Source organism: Streptomyces sp. Tek67B01 (genome assembly GCF_055231995.1).
This window is the reverse complement of the sequence record NZ_JBUYUY010000001.1, coordinates 985,045-1,000,853: the sequence shown is the minus strand read 5'-3', so window position 1 is coordinate 1,000,853 and position 15,809 is coordinate 985,045. Positions and strand designations below refer to the sequence as shown.

At 72.7% G+C, this 15,809-nt stretch carries 18 protein-coding genes; 12 read left to right on the top strand and 6 right to left on the bottom strand.

Translation table 11 applies throughout. The features are described from left to right. The first annotated feature begins 94 nt into the window (after positions 1-94). The 3 genes from ACV7NM_RS04790 to ACV7NM_RS04780 are packed head-to-tail and all read left to right on the top strand — an operon-like array spanning position 95 to position 1,787. Positions 95-583, top strand: a complete 489-nt coding sequence (locus tag ACV7NM_RS04790) for an LAETG motif-containing sortase-dependent surface protein (protein ID WP_463409071.1) — start codon at positions 95-97, stop codon at positions 581-583. 8 nt (positions 584-591) lie between these two features. Continuing rightward, complete coding sequence (locus ACV7NM_RS04785) at positions 592-1,242, top strand: RNA polymerase sigma factor (protein WP_463409070.1); 651 nt, start codon at positions 592-594, stop codon at positions 1,240-1,242. Next, positions 1,239-1,787, top strand: a complete 549-nt coding sequence (locus ACV7NM_RS04780; protein WP_463409069.1) for a hypothetical protein — start codon at positions 1,239-1,241, stop codon at positions 1,785-1,787. Before ACV7NM_RS04785 ends, ACV7NM_RS04780 begins: the two co-directional genes overlap by 4 nt. Positions 1,788-1,794: 7 nt before the next feature. On the opposite strand, the gene ACV7NM_RS04775 is transcribed toward ACV7NM_RS04780, so the two are convergent. After that, positions 1,795-2,259 (bottom strand): MarR family winged helix-turn-helix transcriptional regulator, encoded by a 465-nt coding sequence (locus tag ACV7NM_RS04775; RefSeq protein WP_463409068.1) that lies wholly within the window; start codon positions 2,257-2,259, stop codon positions 1,795-1,797. Positions 2,260-2,453: 194 nt separating this feature from the next. On the opposite strand from ACV7NM_RS04775, the gene ACV7NM_RS04770 reads away from it, so the two are divergent. The 3 genes from ACV7NM_RS04770 (at position 2,454) to ACV7NM_RS04760 (ending at position 5,928) form a co-directional block, all read left to right on the top strand. After that, positions 2,454-3,671, top strand: a complete 1,218-nt coding sequence (locus tag ACV7NM_RS04770; protein WP_463409067.1) for an MFS transporter — start codon at positions 2,454-2,456, stop codon at positions 3,669-3,671. Between the two features lie 125 nt (positions 3,672-3,796). Further along, a complete protein-coding gene (locus tag ACV7NM_RS04765) occupies positions 3,797-4,237 on the top strand; it encodes a GlcG/HbpS family heme-binding protein (protein WP_463409066.1) in 441 nt (146 codons plus the stop codon). 65 nt (positions 4,238-4,302) lie between these two features. Further along, complete coding sequence (locus ACV7NM_RS04760) at positions 4,303-5,928, top strand: beta-N-acetylhexosaminidase (RefSeq protein ID WP_463413828.1); 1,626 nt, start codon at positions 4,303-4,305, stop codon at positions 5,926-5,928. A 50-nt stretch (positions 5,929-5,978) separates the two neighbouring features. On the opposite strand, the gene ACV7NM_RS04755 is transcribed toward ACV7NM_RS04760, so the two are convergent. The 3 genes from ACV7NM_RS04755 to ACV7NM_RS04745 all read right to left on the bottom strand — a co-directional run bounded on the left by ACV7NM_RS04755 (position 5,979) and on the right by ACV7NM_RS04745 (position 8,222). Further along, positions 5,979-6,293 carry a DUF3040 domain-containing protein gene (locus ACV7NM_RS04755; RefSeq protein WP_463409065.1) on the bottom strand — a complete coding sequence of 105 codons (315 nt, stop codon included), beginning with the start codon at positions 6,291-6,293 and terminating at the stop codon, positions 5,979-5,981. Positions 6,294-6,408: 115 nt separating this feature from the next. Then, positions 6,409-7,218: an endonuclease I family protein gene (locus tag ACV7NM_RS04750; protein ID WP_463409064.1), complete on the bottom strand. Its 810-nt coding sequence runs from the start codon at positions 7,216-7,218 to the stop codon at positions 6,409-6,411. Positions 7,219-7,409: 191 nt separating this feature from the next. Continuing rightward, a complete protein-coding gene (locus ACV7NM_RS04745; protein ID WP_463409063.1) occupies positions 7,410-8,222 on the bottom strand; it encodes a glutamate ABC transporter substrate-binding protein in 813 nt (270 codons plus the stop codon). Between the two features lie 436 nt (positions 8,223-8,658). On the opposite strand from ACV7NM_RS04745, the gene ACV7NM_RS04740 reads away from it, so the two are divergent. Further along, positions 8,659-9,201: a TerD family protein gene (locus tag ACV7NM_RS04740; RefSeq protein WP_463409062.1), complete on the top strand. Its 543-nt coding sequence runs from the start codon at positions 8,659-8,661 to the stop codon at positions 9,199-9,201. 145 nt (positions 9,202-9,346) lie between these two features. On the opposite strand, the gene ACV7NM_RS04735 is transcribed toward ACV7NM_RS04740, so the two are convergent. After that, on the bottom strand, positions 9,347-9,958 hold the full coding sequence (locus ACV7NM_RS04735) for a TetR/AcrR family transcriptional regulator (RefSeq protein WP_463409061.1): 612 nt from the start codon (positions 9,956-9,958) through the stop codon (positions 9,347-9,349). Between the two features lie 177 nt (positions 9,959-10,135). Between ACV7NM_RS04735 and ACV7NM_RS04730 the strand changes: the two genes are divergently transcribed. From ACV7NM_RS04730 to ACV7NM_RS04710, 5 genes are all read left to right on the top strand, one after another. After that, positions 10,136-11,095, top strand: a complete 960-nt coding sequence (locus tag ACV7NM_RS04730; protein WP_463409060.1) for a phosphatase PAP2 family protein — start codon at positions 10,136-10,138, stop codon at positions 11,093-11,095. Then, entirely contained in the window at positions 11,092-11,970 is an 879-nt protein-coding gene (locus ACV7NM_RS04725) for a hypothetical protein (protein ID WP_463409059.1), read from the top strand. Before ACV7NM_RS04730 ends, ACV7NM_RS04725 begins: the two co-directional genes overlap by 4 nt. Before the next feature lie 131 nt (positions 11,971-12,101). Beyond that, entirely contained in the window at positions 12,102-12,368 is a 267-nt protein-coding gene (locus tag ACV7NM_RS04720) for a GlsB/YeaQ/YmgE family stress response membrane protein (RefSeq protein WP_463409058.1), read from the top strand. 87 nt (positions 12,369-12,455) lie between these two features. Beyond that, positions 12,456-12,950, top strand: coding sequence for a ribonuclease E activity regulator RraA (gene rraA, locus ACV7NM_RS04715; protein WP_463409057.1), 495 nt, complete (start codon positions 12,456-12,458; stop codon positions 12,948-12,950). Between the two features lie 93 nt (positions 12,951-13,043). Continuing rightward, positions 13,044-14,735, top strand: coding sequence for a peptide-N4-asparagine amidase (locus ACV7NM_RS04710; RefSeq protein ID WP_463409056.1), 1,692 nt, complete (start codon positions 13,044-13,046; stop codon positions 14,733-14,735). A 54-nt stretch (positions 14,736-14,789) separates the two neighbouring features. On the opposite strand, the gene ACV7NM_RS04705 is transcribed toward ACV7NM_RS04710, so the two are convergent. Beyond that, positions 14,790-15,485, bottom strand: coding sequence for a LysM peptidoglycan-binding domain-containing protein (locus ACV7NM_RS04705; RefSeq protein ID WP_463409055.1), 696 nt, complete (start codon positions 15,483-15,485; stop codon positions 14,790-14,792). Positions 15,486-15,809: the final 324 nt, after the last annotated feature.

Here is a 15,809-nt window from a genome sequence, read left to right as displayed (position 1 = left end):
ACCGGCAACCTCGCGGACAGTCGCGCGTCGTGCGGGGTGTAGGGCGTAGTTCCGCGTCCTCGTCCCGACCGCACCACCGTGGAGACCAACCGTGATGAACCTGAAGCGCGCCACCTCGTCCGTCGGCCGGGCAGCGCTCGTCACCGCTGCCGCCGCCGGGGTGGCCGTCGCACTCGGCGGCCCGGCCTTCGCCGGGACGGCGCCGTCCGTCCGCCCGACGGTCGCCGCGAGCAGCACCCCGGCCCCCGCCACCTCGACCGTCCCGGCCGGCCACGGCGCGCCCAGCGCGTCCCCGACGACGCCGGCCGGCGGCAAGCCCAGCGCGTCCCCCACGTCGCCGGGCGGCGCCACGCCCAGCCCTGCCCCGAGCGCGTCCGCGGGCGCCGCCACCCCGACGGTCGCCCCGGGCGGCGGGGACCCGAGCGCGGCGCCGTCCGCCCAGCCGTCCGGGGCGCCCGCCGGCTCCGAGTTGGCGCACACCGGCTCCTCCTCGACCACCATGGCGCTGGGAGCCGGGGCCGCCGGGCTCGTGGCCGTCGGCGCCGGAGCCCTGTACACGGTGCGGCGCCGCGCCGGCAACTGAGGACGCACGTGTTCGCACTCGCCCCGACGGTGAGCCCCTTCGCGCCCGGCTCCGGCCGGACGCGAAGGGGCTTGTGGTCGTTCCTGCTGCGGCGCGACGTCCCCGCGCCGGCCACCATCGCGTACCCGTCCCCGCAACCCGGTGAACGCCGGGGGTCCGGCAGCCCGTCACCGGCGCCCACGCTCACCGACCTGTACCACGCGCACCGGCTGGGCATGGTCCGCCTGGCGGTGCTGCTCGTGGACGACCTGGCCACGGCCGAGGACGTGGTCCAGGACGCCTTCACCGCCCTCTACCGACGCCACGGGGAGCAGATCAAGGGCGTGGACAACGCCCTGGGCTATCTCCGTACCTCGGTCGTGAACACCTCGCGCTCCGTGTTGCGCCGCAGGCGGACGGCCCGTGCCTGGATTCCGCCCGTGGCGGCCGACGTACCCTCCGCCGAGACGTCGGTCGTACTCGACGAGGCGCATCGGGAGGTGCTGGCCGCGCTGGGCCGGTTGACGCCGCGCCGCCGCCAGGTGTTGGTGTTGCGCTACTGGGCGGAGCTCAGCGAGGCGGAGATAGCCGAAACCCTCGGGATCAGCAGGGGCTCGGTGAAGTCGAACGCGAGCCGCGCACTGGACGCGCTGGAACGGATTCTGGAGGGACGGATATGACGCGCGACGGCGAACGTCCGGTCGAACAGCGACTGCGTCAGGCCCTGGGCGCGCGGGCGGACACGGTCACCGTCCGTGACCTGCGGGCCGCCGATCCGCCGGGGGCGTCGAAGCGTCGACCGGTGGCGGCCGTGTGGCTGCGGCGGCTGACCTGGTCGGCCGCCGGGCTGGCCGGGGCCGCGGCCGCGCTGGCCGGGTACCTCGCGGCGGCGCCCGAGCAGCGGCCGGTCCGGCCGGTACCGCCCGCGGCGCCCGTGGAGATCCCGTCGCCGACGCCGAGCACGCTGTCGCCTTCGCCCGAACGCGATGCGGTGCCCTCGCCCGTTCCCACGTCACCCCCGCCGGGGCTGCCCACCGGGGGGACGACACCGCCCACGCCGACGCCCACGGCCACTTCGCCCGGCAAGGGCACTCCTTCGGCCTCGCCGTCGTGGTCGCTGCCCACCACCCCGGCGTCGGCCTCCAAGCCCCCGGCCGGCGTCGGGCAGCCCTCTGCGACGGCAGGTGGCGCGCAGCCCGCGACGGCCGGCGCCGGGAAGCCGTAGCGCCGGCTCAGGCGACGGCGGCCGTGCGGGTGTTCTCCACGGCCGCCACCAGCGGGGCGAGCTCGGGTACCTCCGCCGCCGCGTCCAGCGCCTCGCGCAGGGCGGCGTCGTTCGTCGGACGGGCCTCGGCGAGCAGGGCCAGGCCAGCCTCGCTGACGTCGGTGTAGATGCCCCGCCGGTCGGTGTCGCACAGGTAGCGGTTCAGCAGGCCGCGGTCCTCCAACCTGCTGACCAGGCGGGTCGTCGCGCTCTGGCTGAGCACCACCGAGTCCGCCACCTGGTGCATCCGCAGGTGCCCGCCCGGTCCGCCGTGCTGACGGCTGAGCACGTCCAGCAGCGAGTACTCCCGCACGCTCAGCCCGTGGGCGCTCTGGAGCGAGCGTTCGATGTGCGCCTCGATCCGCCCGTGCAGGAGGGAGAGGGCGCACCATCCCTGGGCGAGGGCGGTGAGGGCGCTGTCGGTGGCCGTCATGGGCCTCTCCTCGGGTGCGTTCCGCTGGATACCCCACCAGGATAGGCGACGCGCGCAATAGCCCGCGCTTGCAATTAACCCGCGTCTGCAATTAATGTGGACGCACGTAAGCGGCGCCGGCAATTCATTCGGCCCCAGTGGGCCCGGTGCCGCCAACCGCACCACCCCCTCCCCGGAAGGGCAGCAGCCCCCTCATGCCTCTCGCACTCCTCGCCCTCGCCATCGGGGCCTTCGGGATCGGCACCACCGAATTCGTGATCATGGGCCTCCTCCCCGAGGTCGCCGCCGACTACGGCGTCACCATCCCGACCGCGGGCTTCCTGGTCACCGGCTATGCCCTCGGAGTCGTCCTCGGCGCCCCCCTCATGACCGTCCTGGGCACCCGCGTCCCGCGCAAGCGGATGCTGATGCTGCTCATGGGCCTGTTCATCGCGGGCAACGTGCTCTCGGCGCTCGCTCCGACCTTCGGCGTCATGCTCGCCGGTCGCGTCGTCGCCTCCCTCGCCCACGGAGCCTTCTTCGGCATCGGCTCGGTCGTCGCGGCCGGACTCGTCGCCCCGCAGAAGAAGGCCGGCGCCATCGCCATGATGTTCACCGGCCTGACCGTGGCCAACGTGGTGGGCGTCCCCCTCGGAACACTCGTCGGCCAGAGGCTCGGCTGGCGCGTCACCTTCCTGATCGTGGCCGCGCTCGGCGTACTCGGTCTGCTGGGGATCGCCAAACTCGTCCCCGAACTGCCGCGGCCCGAGGGCGTCCGCGTCCGTCACGAGCTGGCCGCGTTCCGCAACGCGCAGGTGTTGCTCGCCATGGCGATGACCGTCCTCGGTTTCGGCGGGGTCTTCGCCGCCATCACCTACATCACCCCGATGATGACCGACGTCGCCGGCTTCGCCGATACCTCCGTCACCTGGCTGCTGGTCCTCTTCGGGCTCGGCATGGTGGCCGGGAACCTCATCGGCGGCCGGTTCGCCGACCGCGCGCTGATGCCGATGCTGTACGTGTCGCTGGGCGGGCTGGCCCTCGTCCTGGCGGTCTTCACCCTCACCGCGCACAGCGAGGTCGGCGCCGCCGTCACCATCGTCCTCATAGGCGCCCTCGGCTTCGCGACCGTACCGCCGCTCCAGAAGCGGGTCCTCGACCAGGCGGCGGGCGCCCCCACTCTCGCCTCCGCCGTCAACATCGGTGCCTTCAACCTCGGCAACGCCCTCGCCGCCTGGCTCGGAGGCCTGGTCATCGCCGCCGGACTCGGCTTGACCGCCCCGAACTGGGTCGGAGCCGCGCTGGCCGCCTCGGCGCTCGTCCTCGCCCTCGTCTCGGGCGCCCTGGAACGGCGTACGGGCCGGAGCGCCGCCGCGAGCCGGGTCGTCACGGGCGCCCCCTCGCACGACCGGGCGGTCCCCGCGCACCACTGAACAGAACCGGGCGGTCCCCGCGCACCACTGAACAGACCTGACCTACGCCAACCGACCTGACCGACGCGAACCGCCCCGAAACCTTCCCGACCCGACCCGACCCGATCGATCCACGAGGAGACCCTGTGTCCGCCACCACCACCGCCGTCGCCCCCCTGACCACCGAGGACGCCGAAGCCCTCCTCGACGCCGCCCGCGCGGCAGCCGAAGCCGCCGGGACCCCGGTCAGCGTCACCGTCCTCGACGCGGGCGGTCACCTCCTCGCCTTCCGTCGCGACGACCGGGCCGTCCTCATCTCCGGCGAGACCAGCACCCGCAAGGCCTTCACCGCCCTCCAGCTGAACGCGCCGACGGCCGACCTCGCGGACGCCGTCCTGCCCGGCGGCCCCTTCCACACCCTGCCCACCGCCCTGGACCGGCCGCTGCTCTTCATAGCCGGCGGACTGCCCGTCCACCGCGCCGGCCGCCCCGTGGGCGCCATCGGGGTCGGCGGCGGCGCCCCCGCCCAAGACCACGAGTTCGCCGCCGCCGCACTCGCCGCCACCGGGTTCGCCGCGTCGGCCTGAGCACCGGGTCCCGGTCGCGCCGCACCGATCCCCGTGCCACGTTGGTACGGGGAAAACGGTGCATGATGCGAGAGACCAGGCAGCGCAGGAGGGTCCACGCCATCGCGACGGCAACGGTCGCCGCGCTGGTCACCCTCGCCGTTCCCGGATGTACGGGCGGCGGCCGGGGCGAGGCCCGCGCCGCCTCCCCGTCCGCCGCGGCCACCACCCCGGGGGCCGCCACGGCGGCGCCCGTCCCGTCACCGCCCCCGCCCTCGTACCCGCTCTCCACGGCCCCCCGCACCATTCCCGCCGTACGGGAACACGTTCCGGCGCGCGGCCCCGGCTGGAAGCCCGCCTCCGGTGCGCGGGTGGTCATCGCGCCCGCCGACCGCGCGACTCTGACCGACGAGGCCCGGCTGATAGCCGGAGAACTCGGCCTGGGCTTCGCGGAGGCCCCCGACCCGGGGCCCGGCGACGTACAACTCTCCCTGGACGCGGCCCCGTCCGGGAAACCGGAGTCGTACACCCTCACCGTCCAAAACGGCCGGGTCCGGATCAGCGGCCACGACGAAGCAGGCGTGTTCTACGGAACCCGCACCCTCAAACAGGAGATACGCGCGGCCGGTTCCGCCCCCGAAGGGACCGTCCGCGACGCCCCCGACCGGCCCCAGCGCGGCCTCAACCTCGACATCGCCCGCAAGAACCTCACCCCCGACTGGATCGAGGCCAGGCTCCGGGAGATGGGCGACCTCAAGCTCAACCAGCTCGGCCTGCACTTCTCGGACGACCAGGCCTTCCGGATCGAGTCCGACACCCACCCCGAGATCGTCTCCACCCCCCACCTGACCAAGGCCGAGGTCCGCCGCATCACGGCGCTCGCAGCCCGCCTGCACATCACCGTGGTCCCGGAGATCGACTCGCCCGGCCACCTGGGGGCGGTGCTGCGCGCGCACCCGTCGCTCCAGCTGCGCGACGTACAGGGCCGGGCGGTCAAGGGCGCCGTCGACATATCGAACCCGGCGTCGGCGAAGCTGGTGGACGAACTGCTGCGCGAGTACCTGCCGCTGTTCCCCGGCGGGGCCTGGCACCTGGGCGCCGACGAGTACCAGGCGCTCGTCGTCCGCGACCCACAGGCCTCCTTCCCGCAGCTCGCCCGCGCGGCGCGGCAGCGGTACGGCCCGACCGCCCGTGTACAGGACTTGGCGACGGGCTGGCTGAACGACCGGGCCGCGGTCGTGCGTCCCTCGGGCAAGGCGCTCAAGGCGTGGAACGACGGCTTCTTCGCCGGGGGAGTGGTCGCCGCCGCCCCCGACCTCCAGGTCGAGTACTGGACGGGCAAGGAGATCGGCGCCCGCCCGCCGCTGGACTACCTGCGGGCCGGCCGGAAGGTGGTCAACCTCAACGACGAGTACCTGTACTACGTGCTCGGCGAGCCGAACCAGTTCACGTACCCGACCGGCCGGCGCATCTACGAGCAGTGGACCCCGCTGGTCCTGCGCGGCACCACGGCGGTGCCCGCGGGGTACGGGGCGCAGGTCCTGGGCGCCCGACTCGCCGTCTGGTGCGACCTGTCCGGCGCCCAGACTCAGGCGCAGGTGGCCGACGGCATACGGCTACCGCTGGCCGCCCTCGCGCAGAAGGTCTGGGACCCCCGGACACCGCAGCTCACCTGGCCCGCCTTCCAAACCCTCGCGGAAAGGCTCGCCTAGCCAGTTGGTCCTGTCCTCGCCCAGCCAGTCCGTCCTGTCGGGGCCCGGCGTCACGGGGCTTCGCGCCGGACCGTACGGTCGCGTTGCTGCCAGCGCCGCCTGATCCATTGGCCCAGCAGCGGCAGGGCCGTGAAAACCGTGACGATCCATGTGGCGGCGAACGCCCAGATCAGCGGTTGCGACACCGTCACCGAGGCGGCGATCAGCAGGGCCACCGTCAGCGCCCCGAGCAGCCAGGCCGCCACGGCGTGGTTCCGATGGTGCGCGGAACGCAGCCGGCGGTCCAGGGAACGGTCACCCTTCAGTTGCGACTCGATCGCCGAGAGGGCTCGCCTCTCGTGATCGGAGAGTCCGGCTCCGTCCATCACGACGTACCTCCGCGGGCTGCCGCCGTCGGGCGCGGACCGCAGCCTCTGACCTGCGAATACCCGGCCTGGCGCGCGCCAATCCCGCGGAGGGCGTCGTGGTTGGCGTCGTCGGTCACCAGATGGAGTTGACCCACTCCGGGTGGTCGATGAACGGGTTCCGGTTGTGCTGGTACGTGTCGAAGATGACCTGGTTGCGACGCTGTTCGAAGGCGTCCGGCGGGTCCATCTGGTTCCACTGCTTGAGCACGCTGATCCGGCCCATGGCGGGCGCCGTGCCGTTGTTGACCTTGTCGTTCGGTTCCAGGTCGGGGAAACCGTCCCCGCCGTCGTAGCGGACGGCCATGTAGAGCAGCATCCGTGCCACGTCGCCCTTGACCGCGTCGCGCGGCTCGAAGGAGTCGGAGTCGGTGTAGCTGCCGGGGGCCTCGGCGACGGGGCTGCCGCCCATGTCGAAGTCCTTGTTGCCGCGGACGCTGTTGACGGTGACGTCCTCGGGCCGCAGGTGGTGCAGGTCGGTGCCGGGGCCGGTGGCCGTTCCGAAGTCGCCGTGGCTCTTGGCCCAGACGTGCTCGCGGTTCCAGTCGTCGGGGTTGCCGCCGTTGGTGTTCTTGGCCTGGGAGCGGCCCGAGTAGACGAGGACGACGTTGTTCGGGTTGGCCGGGTCCTGGTCGGTGACCTTCAGGGCGTTCCACACGCCGTCGTAGGTGACCGTGGACTGGTTCTTGATGATCCCGTGGAGCGCGGTCTTCAGCGCGGCGCCGGTCTTGCCCTGGGCCGCGGCGTAGTAGTCCGCGGTCACGGACGTGGCGGCGTGGGGAGCCGCCGCCGTCCGCTGCTGTCCGGCCGAGGCGGTGGCCGGTATGAGGGCCAGGGCGGCGGCCGCGACGCCGGCCGCCCAGGGGGTGAGGCGGGAGAATCTCATGACGTGGGGGTACCTCTCCACACGCACCGTCCCCGCCGGTGCAGTTGGCGGGGTGTCAGGTGGCAGAGCGAGGCTCACATTGTCATGTATCCAACAGATGAAGACCATGTGTCGGGAGGAAGCGCGACAACCGGCTCCGGCTCCCGGCCCTCGGCGGTGACGGGTTCGGGGGCCGGGAGCCGTACCCGGTGTCAGCTGCCCGAGGTCACTTGCGGCGCCGGGTCGTACTTGTAGTTGGCCGGACCGAAGTTCTTCTTGACCGCCGCGTTCCAGGAGCCGTCGGCGACCATCTTCGACAGCGCGGTGTTGATCTTGCGCTGGAGGGCGGTGTCGCCCTTCTTGACGCCGATGCCGTAGTTCTCGTTGCTCAGGTTCAGTCCGAGCAGCTTGAACTTGCCCTCGTTGCCCTTCTTGGCCGCGTACCCGGCCAGGATCGAGTTGTCGGTCGTCATGGCGTCGGCCTGGTTGTCCTGCAGGGCGACGACGCAGTCCGAATAGCTGCCGAGCTCCAGGATGCTCGCCTTGGGGGCCAGGGTCTTGCGCACGTTGTCGGCGGAGGTGGAGCCGGTCACCGCGCACAGCCTCTTGGTGTTGAGGTCCTCGGCCTTGGTGATCGTCGCGTCGTCGGACCGTACGAGCAGGTCCTGGTGCGCGACGAAGTAGGGGCCGGCGAAGTCGACCTTCTCCTTGCGCTTGTCGCTGATCGAGTAGCTGGCGACCACGAACTTGACCTCGTTGTACTGGAGCAGCAGCTCCCGGTCGGAGCTGTAGACCTGCTTGAACTCGATCTCGTTCGGCTTGTAGCCGAGTTCCTTCGCGACGTACGTGGCCACGTCGACGTCGAACCCGGTGAACGTGCCGTCGTCCTCGCGCATCCCGACACCGGGCTGGTCGAACTTGATGCCGATCGCGAGCGGCTCCTTGGGGCCGCTCCCCGCACACCCCGAGGCGGTCGCGGCGAGGGCGATCACTGCGGCGACCGCACCGGCCTTGGGAACCTTCATGCTGCACTCTTTCCTGGGGTCCGCGGATCACGCGGGGAGCGGGGACGTACCGGGTGCCGGGGTGCGACACGGAGTACGGGGTCGGTACGCAGTGCCGGGCACGTGCGGAACCACACGGTCCGCAAGGGCACGTGTATGAGGAAGCTAGGAAGGTGACGGGCGCAGCGTCACTAGATCTGAGGGAAATTTGAGGATAACGATCCGGCTCGGCCGGAGATCCTGTGGTCCGTCAAGGTCGGCGCGCGCATGGGCCGATGGCCAATTGTGAAGATACCGGAATGGTTCGGATAGATGGCCTCAAATGCCTCAAATGCCTCATGACTGGGCGACGGGGAGTTCGCCGCCGCTTCGGCAGGTATCGTGCGTTTCCGCCGCCGTGATCACCGGTACATGACAGCATGGTCGGGTCATATCCGGTGAGCGGAGGGGGAGTTCGGTGAGCGGAGTACGCAAGAGCCTGGCCAAGGTGGAGGTGGCCCTGCGCTGGGACCCCAGCCCGGCGGGGACGCCGGCGCACGATCTGGACATACTGGCCGCCGTGTACGGCGCGGCGGCCCCGTACGGGGAGCCCGTCTACCTCGTGCACTTCGGCAGCCGCGCCCCCGACGGCACGATCACCCTCGACCGGGACAGCGAGACGGGGCAGGGACTCGGCTTCGACGAGGTGATGACCCTCGAACTGAACCGGTTGGCTCCCGAGCTGGGCCGGGTCGTCGTGGGCGTGGTGATCCAGGACCCCGGGCCCGAGGGCGCCCGTACCAAGACCTTCGCCGAGGTGGCCGGGACGGGAGTGCGCATCCGCGAGGGCTACACCGACCTGGCCGTGTCCGACCTCGCGGAGGTCGGACGGTTCAGTGCCGCCACGGTCGCCGAATTCCTCCGGGACCCCTCGGGCGGTTGGTCCCTGGACGCCCGGCCGCGCGGCTTCGACGCAGATCCCGAGCAGTACACCCGACTGATGGCGGCGCCCCGGCCCTGAGGCGGGCGCCGCTCCGCTCAGATCGGGCGGCGGCCACTCGTCGTGCGAGTGACCGCCGCCCGGTCCGGGTGGCGCGCTGCCGCCGTCCCCACGAGGCAGCGCGGGCAGGCCTCCGTCCGGTCATCGGGGACGGGGGCCCGCCGGTCTAAGGGGTGGTGTCCGGGGAGATGCCGAGCGAGGGCAGCAGGGCCGCGTCCACGAAGCGCACCAGATAGTCGGCGTCGGCGTACCGGCCCTCCAGCACCGGCCTGATCCGCATGACACCCATCAGCTGCGCGGGCAGGAACTCCACCGCCGGATGGTCCGCCGTGATCTCGCCGCGCGCCACGGCCCGCGCCAGCATCGCGTCGAACGCGGCCAGCTCGGGCTCGACGAGCGCCTCGCGCAGCGCGGCCTGGAGCTCCTCGTCGCCGAGCACCGCGTGCCCGAGGGCCTGGCTCAGCCGTGTGTCTCGACCGGAGGTTCCCGCCGCGATCCGGGCCGCCTCGCGCAGGTCCCCGGCGAGGGTGCCCGTGTCCACGGCGGCCAGGGTGCCCTGCCGGTTCGCCCGCAGGGCGGCGGCCACCAGCCGGGGCTTGGTCTTCCACTGCCGGTAGAGCGTGGACTTGCCGCAGCAGGCGCGGGCGGCGATGCCCTCCATGGTCAGGGCCTCGTAGCCGTTCTCGCGCAACTGGTCCAGGACGGCGTCGTAGAACTCCCGCACCCGCTCCGGGCTGATCTTGGAGCGGCGCGCGGAGGTCGGCGCTGTCTGCGTCATGGGTGCGCTCCTCCTCGGCGGCGTGGTCCGGATGTCGAGTGTACGACTACGCGAGCGTATCGGTACACCGGCGTATCGATACGCTCTTGTATCGATACACTGGCGTGTCGATGTGTGGCGACCGATCGGGCGAGTCCCGGCCGGCCGCCCGCCGAGCAGAGGAAGCGAGACCGTGGGATGACCACCGAAACCACCCCCGCGGAGCCCCCCACCGGTCCACCCGGACGCGGGCGGGAGCGGCGCCGGCTCCTGCGCGAGCTGCTGCTCGTCGCGGGACTCTTCACCGTCTACAAGGCGGGCCGGATGCTCTCCACCGGCCGCACCGACGAGGCCTTCCGCAACGCCGCGCGGATCTGGGACGCCGAACGCACGCTGCGCCTGCCGGGCGAGGGCGCGATACAGCGGCTGCTGCTGCACGGCGACGCCCTCATACAGACCGCGAACGGCTACTACGCCGCCGTGCACTTCCCGGCGACCGCCCTCTTCCTGGTCTGGCTGTACGTCCGCCGCCCCGCCCACTACCTGTGGACCCGCCGCGTGCTCGCGGTCCTCACCGGCGCCGCCCTCGCCCTCCACCTGGCGTTCCCCCTGGCACCGCCGCGGATGCTCGACGCGGCCGGGCTGGTGGACACCGGCCAGGTCTACGGGCCCACCGTCTACCGGGCCGCGCCCGCCACCGACACCCTCGCCAACCAGTTCGCCGCGATGCCCTCGCTGCACTTCGGGTGGGCGCTGATGCTGGCCCTTGGCATGATCGCGGCCAGCCGGTCCCGGTGGCGGTACCTGTGGCTGGCGCACCCGCTGGTGACGCTGCTCGTGGTCGTCGGCACGGCCAACCACTACTGGCTCGACGCGATCGTGGCCGCCGCCCTGCTCGGGGCCGCGCTGCTGCTCGTCCCGCGCCCCGGCGTTGCCGGGTCCCGGGTCGCGGGCGCCTCCCCGGTCGCCGTGCGCGTGTCCGCCGGGGGCGGGCCGGCGGAGGCCGTCCCTGCGGACCCCTTGCCCCCGCGACCCGCGTCCCCGGCCGCCGGGGACGGCGGGGCCGGCTCCCCCATGGCCGCGCCACCCGACGGCGCGCGCCTGCCGGGGCCGCGCCGGGGCGAGCCCGCCGCCGCGGGCGCGGGGAGTCGACGATGAACGCCACCGCCCTCGCCGTCGCCCTCTGCCTCGCCTCCGCCGTGGCCTACGCGGCGGCCGCCGTCGCCCAGGAACGCCTCGCCCGCCGCGCCGTCGCCCGCAGCGCCGCCGCGCTGCTCGGCAACGGCGCCTGGTGGTGGTCGGCCGGACTGAACGCCGCCGCGGCGCTGCTGCACGCGGCCGCTCTGCGGTACGGGCCGCTCACCCTGGTCCAACCGCTGGGCGCCCTCACCCTCGTGGCGGCCGTCCCGCTCGGGGCGCACGGCGCGGGACGCCGGGTCGCGGCCACCGAGTGGCGGGGCACCCTGGCCACCGTCGCCGGGCTCGGCCTGCTGCTCCTGCCGGCGTCCGGGCCCGCGCCCGAGGACACCCTCACCCTGGCCGAGGCCCTCGCCGTCTCGGGCGCCACCGCCCTCGTGATCACCCTGCTGACGCGGGGCGACGTCCGCTCCGGCCTGCGGCACGCCACGGCGTCGGGGCTGGCCTCCGCCGCCGCCTCCGCGCTGACCCAGACCGTGGCGGTGGCGGGAGGCAGGGGAGGCGCCCTGCTGAGCCTGCGAGTGGTCACGGTGGCCTTGCTCGTCGTGGTCTTCGCCGTCGGCGGCATGCTCCTGTCGCAGCGGGCCTACCGTGGCGGCCTCGGCGCCCCGCTCGCCGTGGTCAACCTCTCCAACCCGCTCGCCGCCGCCGCCATCGGCACGGTCCTTCTCGGAGAACGGCTCCAAGGCGGCGCCGTCGGCATCCTGCTGGCCGGCGCGGGCGCCCTCGCCGCGGCCCGCGGGGTGCTCCTGCTGACCAGGACGAGCCCCGGCGACCGGGTGGCCGAGCAGGTTTCCGCGACGGCCGCCGCCCCGGCGAGCCGCGTGGCGGTCTGACCACCCCCGCCCCCGCCCCTCCCACCACGCTCGCCGACCCGCCGGAGAACCGATCCCGCCGGAGAACCGATCCCGCCCGCCCGGCGTCCTCCTCCCCGAGTAAGCGAACGAACGAAGCGGAGTGAGCGGGCATGGGCATCATCGGCTGGATCATCCTGGGGCTGCTGGCCGGAGGCATAGCCAAACTGCTGCTGCCCGGCCGGGACCCGGGCGGACTGATCGGAACCACCCTCATCGGCATCGCCGGAGCCTTCATCGGCGGATGGCTCTCGGCGAAGTTCCTCGACCGACCCATTCAGAACCAGTTCTTCGACGCCGCCACCTGGGGCTCCGCCATCGCGGGCTCGCTCGTCCTGCTGATCGGCTACCGCCTCCTGTTCGGCAACTCCCGCCGCTGACCGCGCCGGCGGCCGACGCGTACGCTGGGTCCGCGACCGCCCGTCGCGCAGCAGCCCCGACGTAGAGCAGCCAGGAGCCGGAGCGAGATGACCGTCAAGCCGATCCCCACCGCCGACCTGTACGACCAGTACGGAGAGGCCCTGGCCCTGTGCATGACGCCGCTGCGCCGGATCGGTGGCCGCGCGGTATTCGCCGGACCCGTGCGCACCCTCTCCTGCCACGAGGACAACGCCCTGTTGCGGGAGCTCGTCAACACGCCAGGCGAGGGCGCCGTGCTGGTGGTCGACGGGGGCGGGTCCCCGCGGACGGCGCTCGTCGGCGACCTCATCGCCGGTGCGGCGCTGCGCAACGGCTGGGCCGGACTGATCATCAACGGCTCGGTCCGCGACAGCGTCGCGCTCGGCGGCCTCGACCTGGGCATCAAGGCGCTGGGAACCATCCCGCGCAAGAGCGGCAAGACGGGCGCGGGCACCGTCGACGAGCCCGTCACCTTCGGCGGGGTCACCTTCCGCGCCGGGGACACCGTGTACGCCGACGACGACGGGGTGGCGGTCCTCCCGGCCGGCTCGCCCGCCGCCTGACCCACCCGCGGCACCGGCCGGGGGTGATTTCCGGCCAGTGCCGCGCGGGACGCCCTGGCGTCCCCCGGGCAGGTCGGGTTTCACTGCGGGGCCATGAGACGACACAGGATCATGGGCCTGCTCGGCGCGCTCGCGCTCGCCTTGGGCACCCTGGCCGCCGCGGGACCCGCCGGCGCGTCCACCAGGGCCGCCACCACGGCCGCCACCAGGGCCACGGCCACCGCCCCCGCCGGTACCGCGGCCCTCGGCGAGGCCCGGCCCGGGGGCGACCCGCCGGCCGAGTTCGGCACCGACTGGCACGACCCGCTCACCGCCGCCCCGCCCGTGTCCCGGCCCGGAACCCGGTCCTGCCAAGTGACCCTGGCCGAGGCCCGCTTCCGTGACTTCACCCCCTACCGGGGCGGTTACACGCCCCCCACCGGCTGCGGCCACGACGGCTGGGCGAAAGTGGTGCTCCGGCTCGACGGCGAGGTCAAGGGCCGCCAGTACGACCGCCTCGGCAACCTCACCCTCGGCGGCGTCGAGATCCTGCGCACCTCCACCCCCGAACCCTCACCCGAGGGCGTCTCCTGGTCCGTCGAGAAGGACGTCACCGCCTACCGGGACACCCTCAGCGGCCCCCAACCCGTGGAGATGCTGATCGGCAACGTCGTCGACGACACCTACACCGGCGTCATCGACGTCAAGGTCACCCTGACCTTCTACGCCGCCGAAGGCCGCGACCGGCCCGCCGAGACCCCCGACCGCGTACTTCCGCTCAACACCCCCTCCGTGACCACCCCGCGCAACACCGAACGGCTCCTCGCCGAGGTGTACGCCACCGGTTCGGGCGGCGGCTGCGAGGAGTTCTGGTACCTGGCCACCCCGGACGCCGCCCCGTACTCCTGCAAGGCGACGGACGGCCCCTACCGCGAGGTCCGCGTGCTGGTCGACGGCCGGCTCGCCGGACTGGCCGCACCGTTCCCCAACGTCTGGACCGGCGGCTGGTCCAACCCGTTCCTGTGGTACGTCACCCCCGCACCGCGCGCCTTCGACGTCCAACCCCTGCGCTACGACCTCACGCCGTACGCGGCGCTCCTCAACGACGGCCGCCCGCACCGGATCGAGGTGTCCGTGGCCGGTGTCCCGGCCGGACAGGGCGGTTGGAGCACCGCGGCGAACCTGCTGCTGTGGCAGGACCGCGGCCGTGAGGTGGTCACCGGCGCCCTGACCCGGCACGAGGAGAGCGATCCGGCCAACTCCGTCCACTGGACGCCCGGTACCCCCGCTACCGAGCACCGACTGGACACCGAAGGGAGTCACACCCTGACCGTCGCCGGACACCTCGACACCTCACACGGCCGCGTCCCGACCACGGTCACCCGGACCGTGCACAACACCTCCGTCCACCGATGGACCGAGGGGGAGAACCTCGACGCGCTCACGGCGCGGTGGACCGACGAGGAGACCGTGGCCCACGACGCGACCGTCACCACCACCCGGCGCACCTACACGATGGACGGCCGAACCACCCTCGGCACGGGGGACCGGCTGCGCACCGTCCTCTCCCTGGGCGACCGGGCCGACACCGCCACCCTGCGCGGCGGCCGGCAGGTCGGCTGGTCCCGCCTGGAGAACACGTACGCGGGAGACGCAAGTTACACGGCCGGCGTGCCGCGCGAGCAGCGACACGCCGTGGGCACCACGACCGTGCGCTACCGACTGTCGGGGTCGGCGGCCGGCTGCTACGACCGTACGGTCGCCACCGCGCAGGGCGTCCTCACCCAGGACCGCCGCCGCTGCTGACGCAAAACCGCCCGGGTACCCGTACATCGGGTACCCGGGCGGTGAAGGGCCTCTTCAGTAAGGGCCGTTGACGTTGTCGATCGAGCCGTAACGGGCGGCCGCGTAATTGCACGCGGCGGTGATGTTGGCGACCGGGTCGTAGGAGTTCAGCGGGGTACCGGGCACGTGATAGGCGCGGAAGGTCGGGTCGATGACCTGGAGCAGTCCCTTGGAAGGGATACCGGCCGCGGCGTTGGAGTCCCAGTTGTTGATCGCCATGGGATTGCCCGAGGACTCGCGCATCACATTGCGCAGAATTCCGTTGTAGCTGCCCGGAATACCGTGCTGGGCCATGATGTCCAGCGACTGGCGAATCCAGCCGTCGAGATTGTTGGTGTAGGAGGTGGCGGGCCGGGCCACGGCCTGCACCGCCGTCGCCGTCGTCGCCGCGGTCGTCGCCGTCTTGGGCGCCGTTGCGAGGGTCAGCTTGATGCCCGGCTGGATGATCGAGGGGTTGGCGCCGACGACGCTCTTGTTCGCCTGGTAGAGCTGCTGCCAGCCGCCTGCCACCGAGTGCTCGGCGGCGATCCGCGAAAGGGTGTCACCGGCGACCACGGAGTACGTGGTGGGAGCGACGGTCGTCTCGGCCGCACCGGCCGTGGTCGCGCTGACCAGCGGGAGGGCGAGTGCCGCTCCGCCCGTGCCGGCGACGGCCAGCTTGCGGGCGATCGGGTGCTGCTTGGGCCGACGGTGCTTACCCTTTGGGGGCATGGCGCTATTCCTCACGTGGGGGTACGGGAGAGCCCTGGCGGCGACCGGTTTCGAGGGGCGGCCACTGGGAACGAGGTGACCGTAGGCGAATCCGAGCGGCCGGAACAAGGCGTGAATTCCGCCGTGTGATCGACTTCCCGCAGGGCGCCTGGTAAATGACCTTGGGAATGTCTTCCCGCGAATGCCAACTTTCTTTCGGGGGAAAGGGAATCCGGCCTTTGCCGGAATTGATGTTGATGCGTCCGGCGTGACTCACATCACGGACTGGCGGCCGATGCCTCAAATCGGACAACTCGCCCTTCGCGGGAGCAGATTCGGGCGACC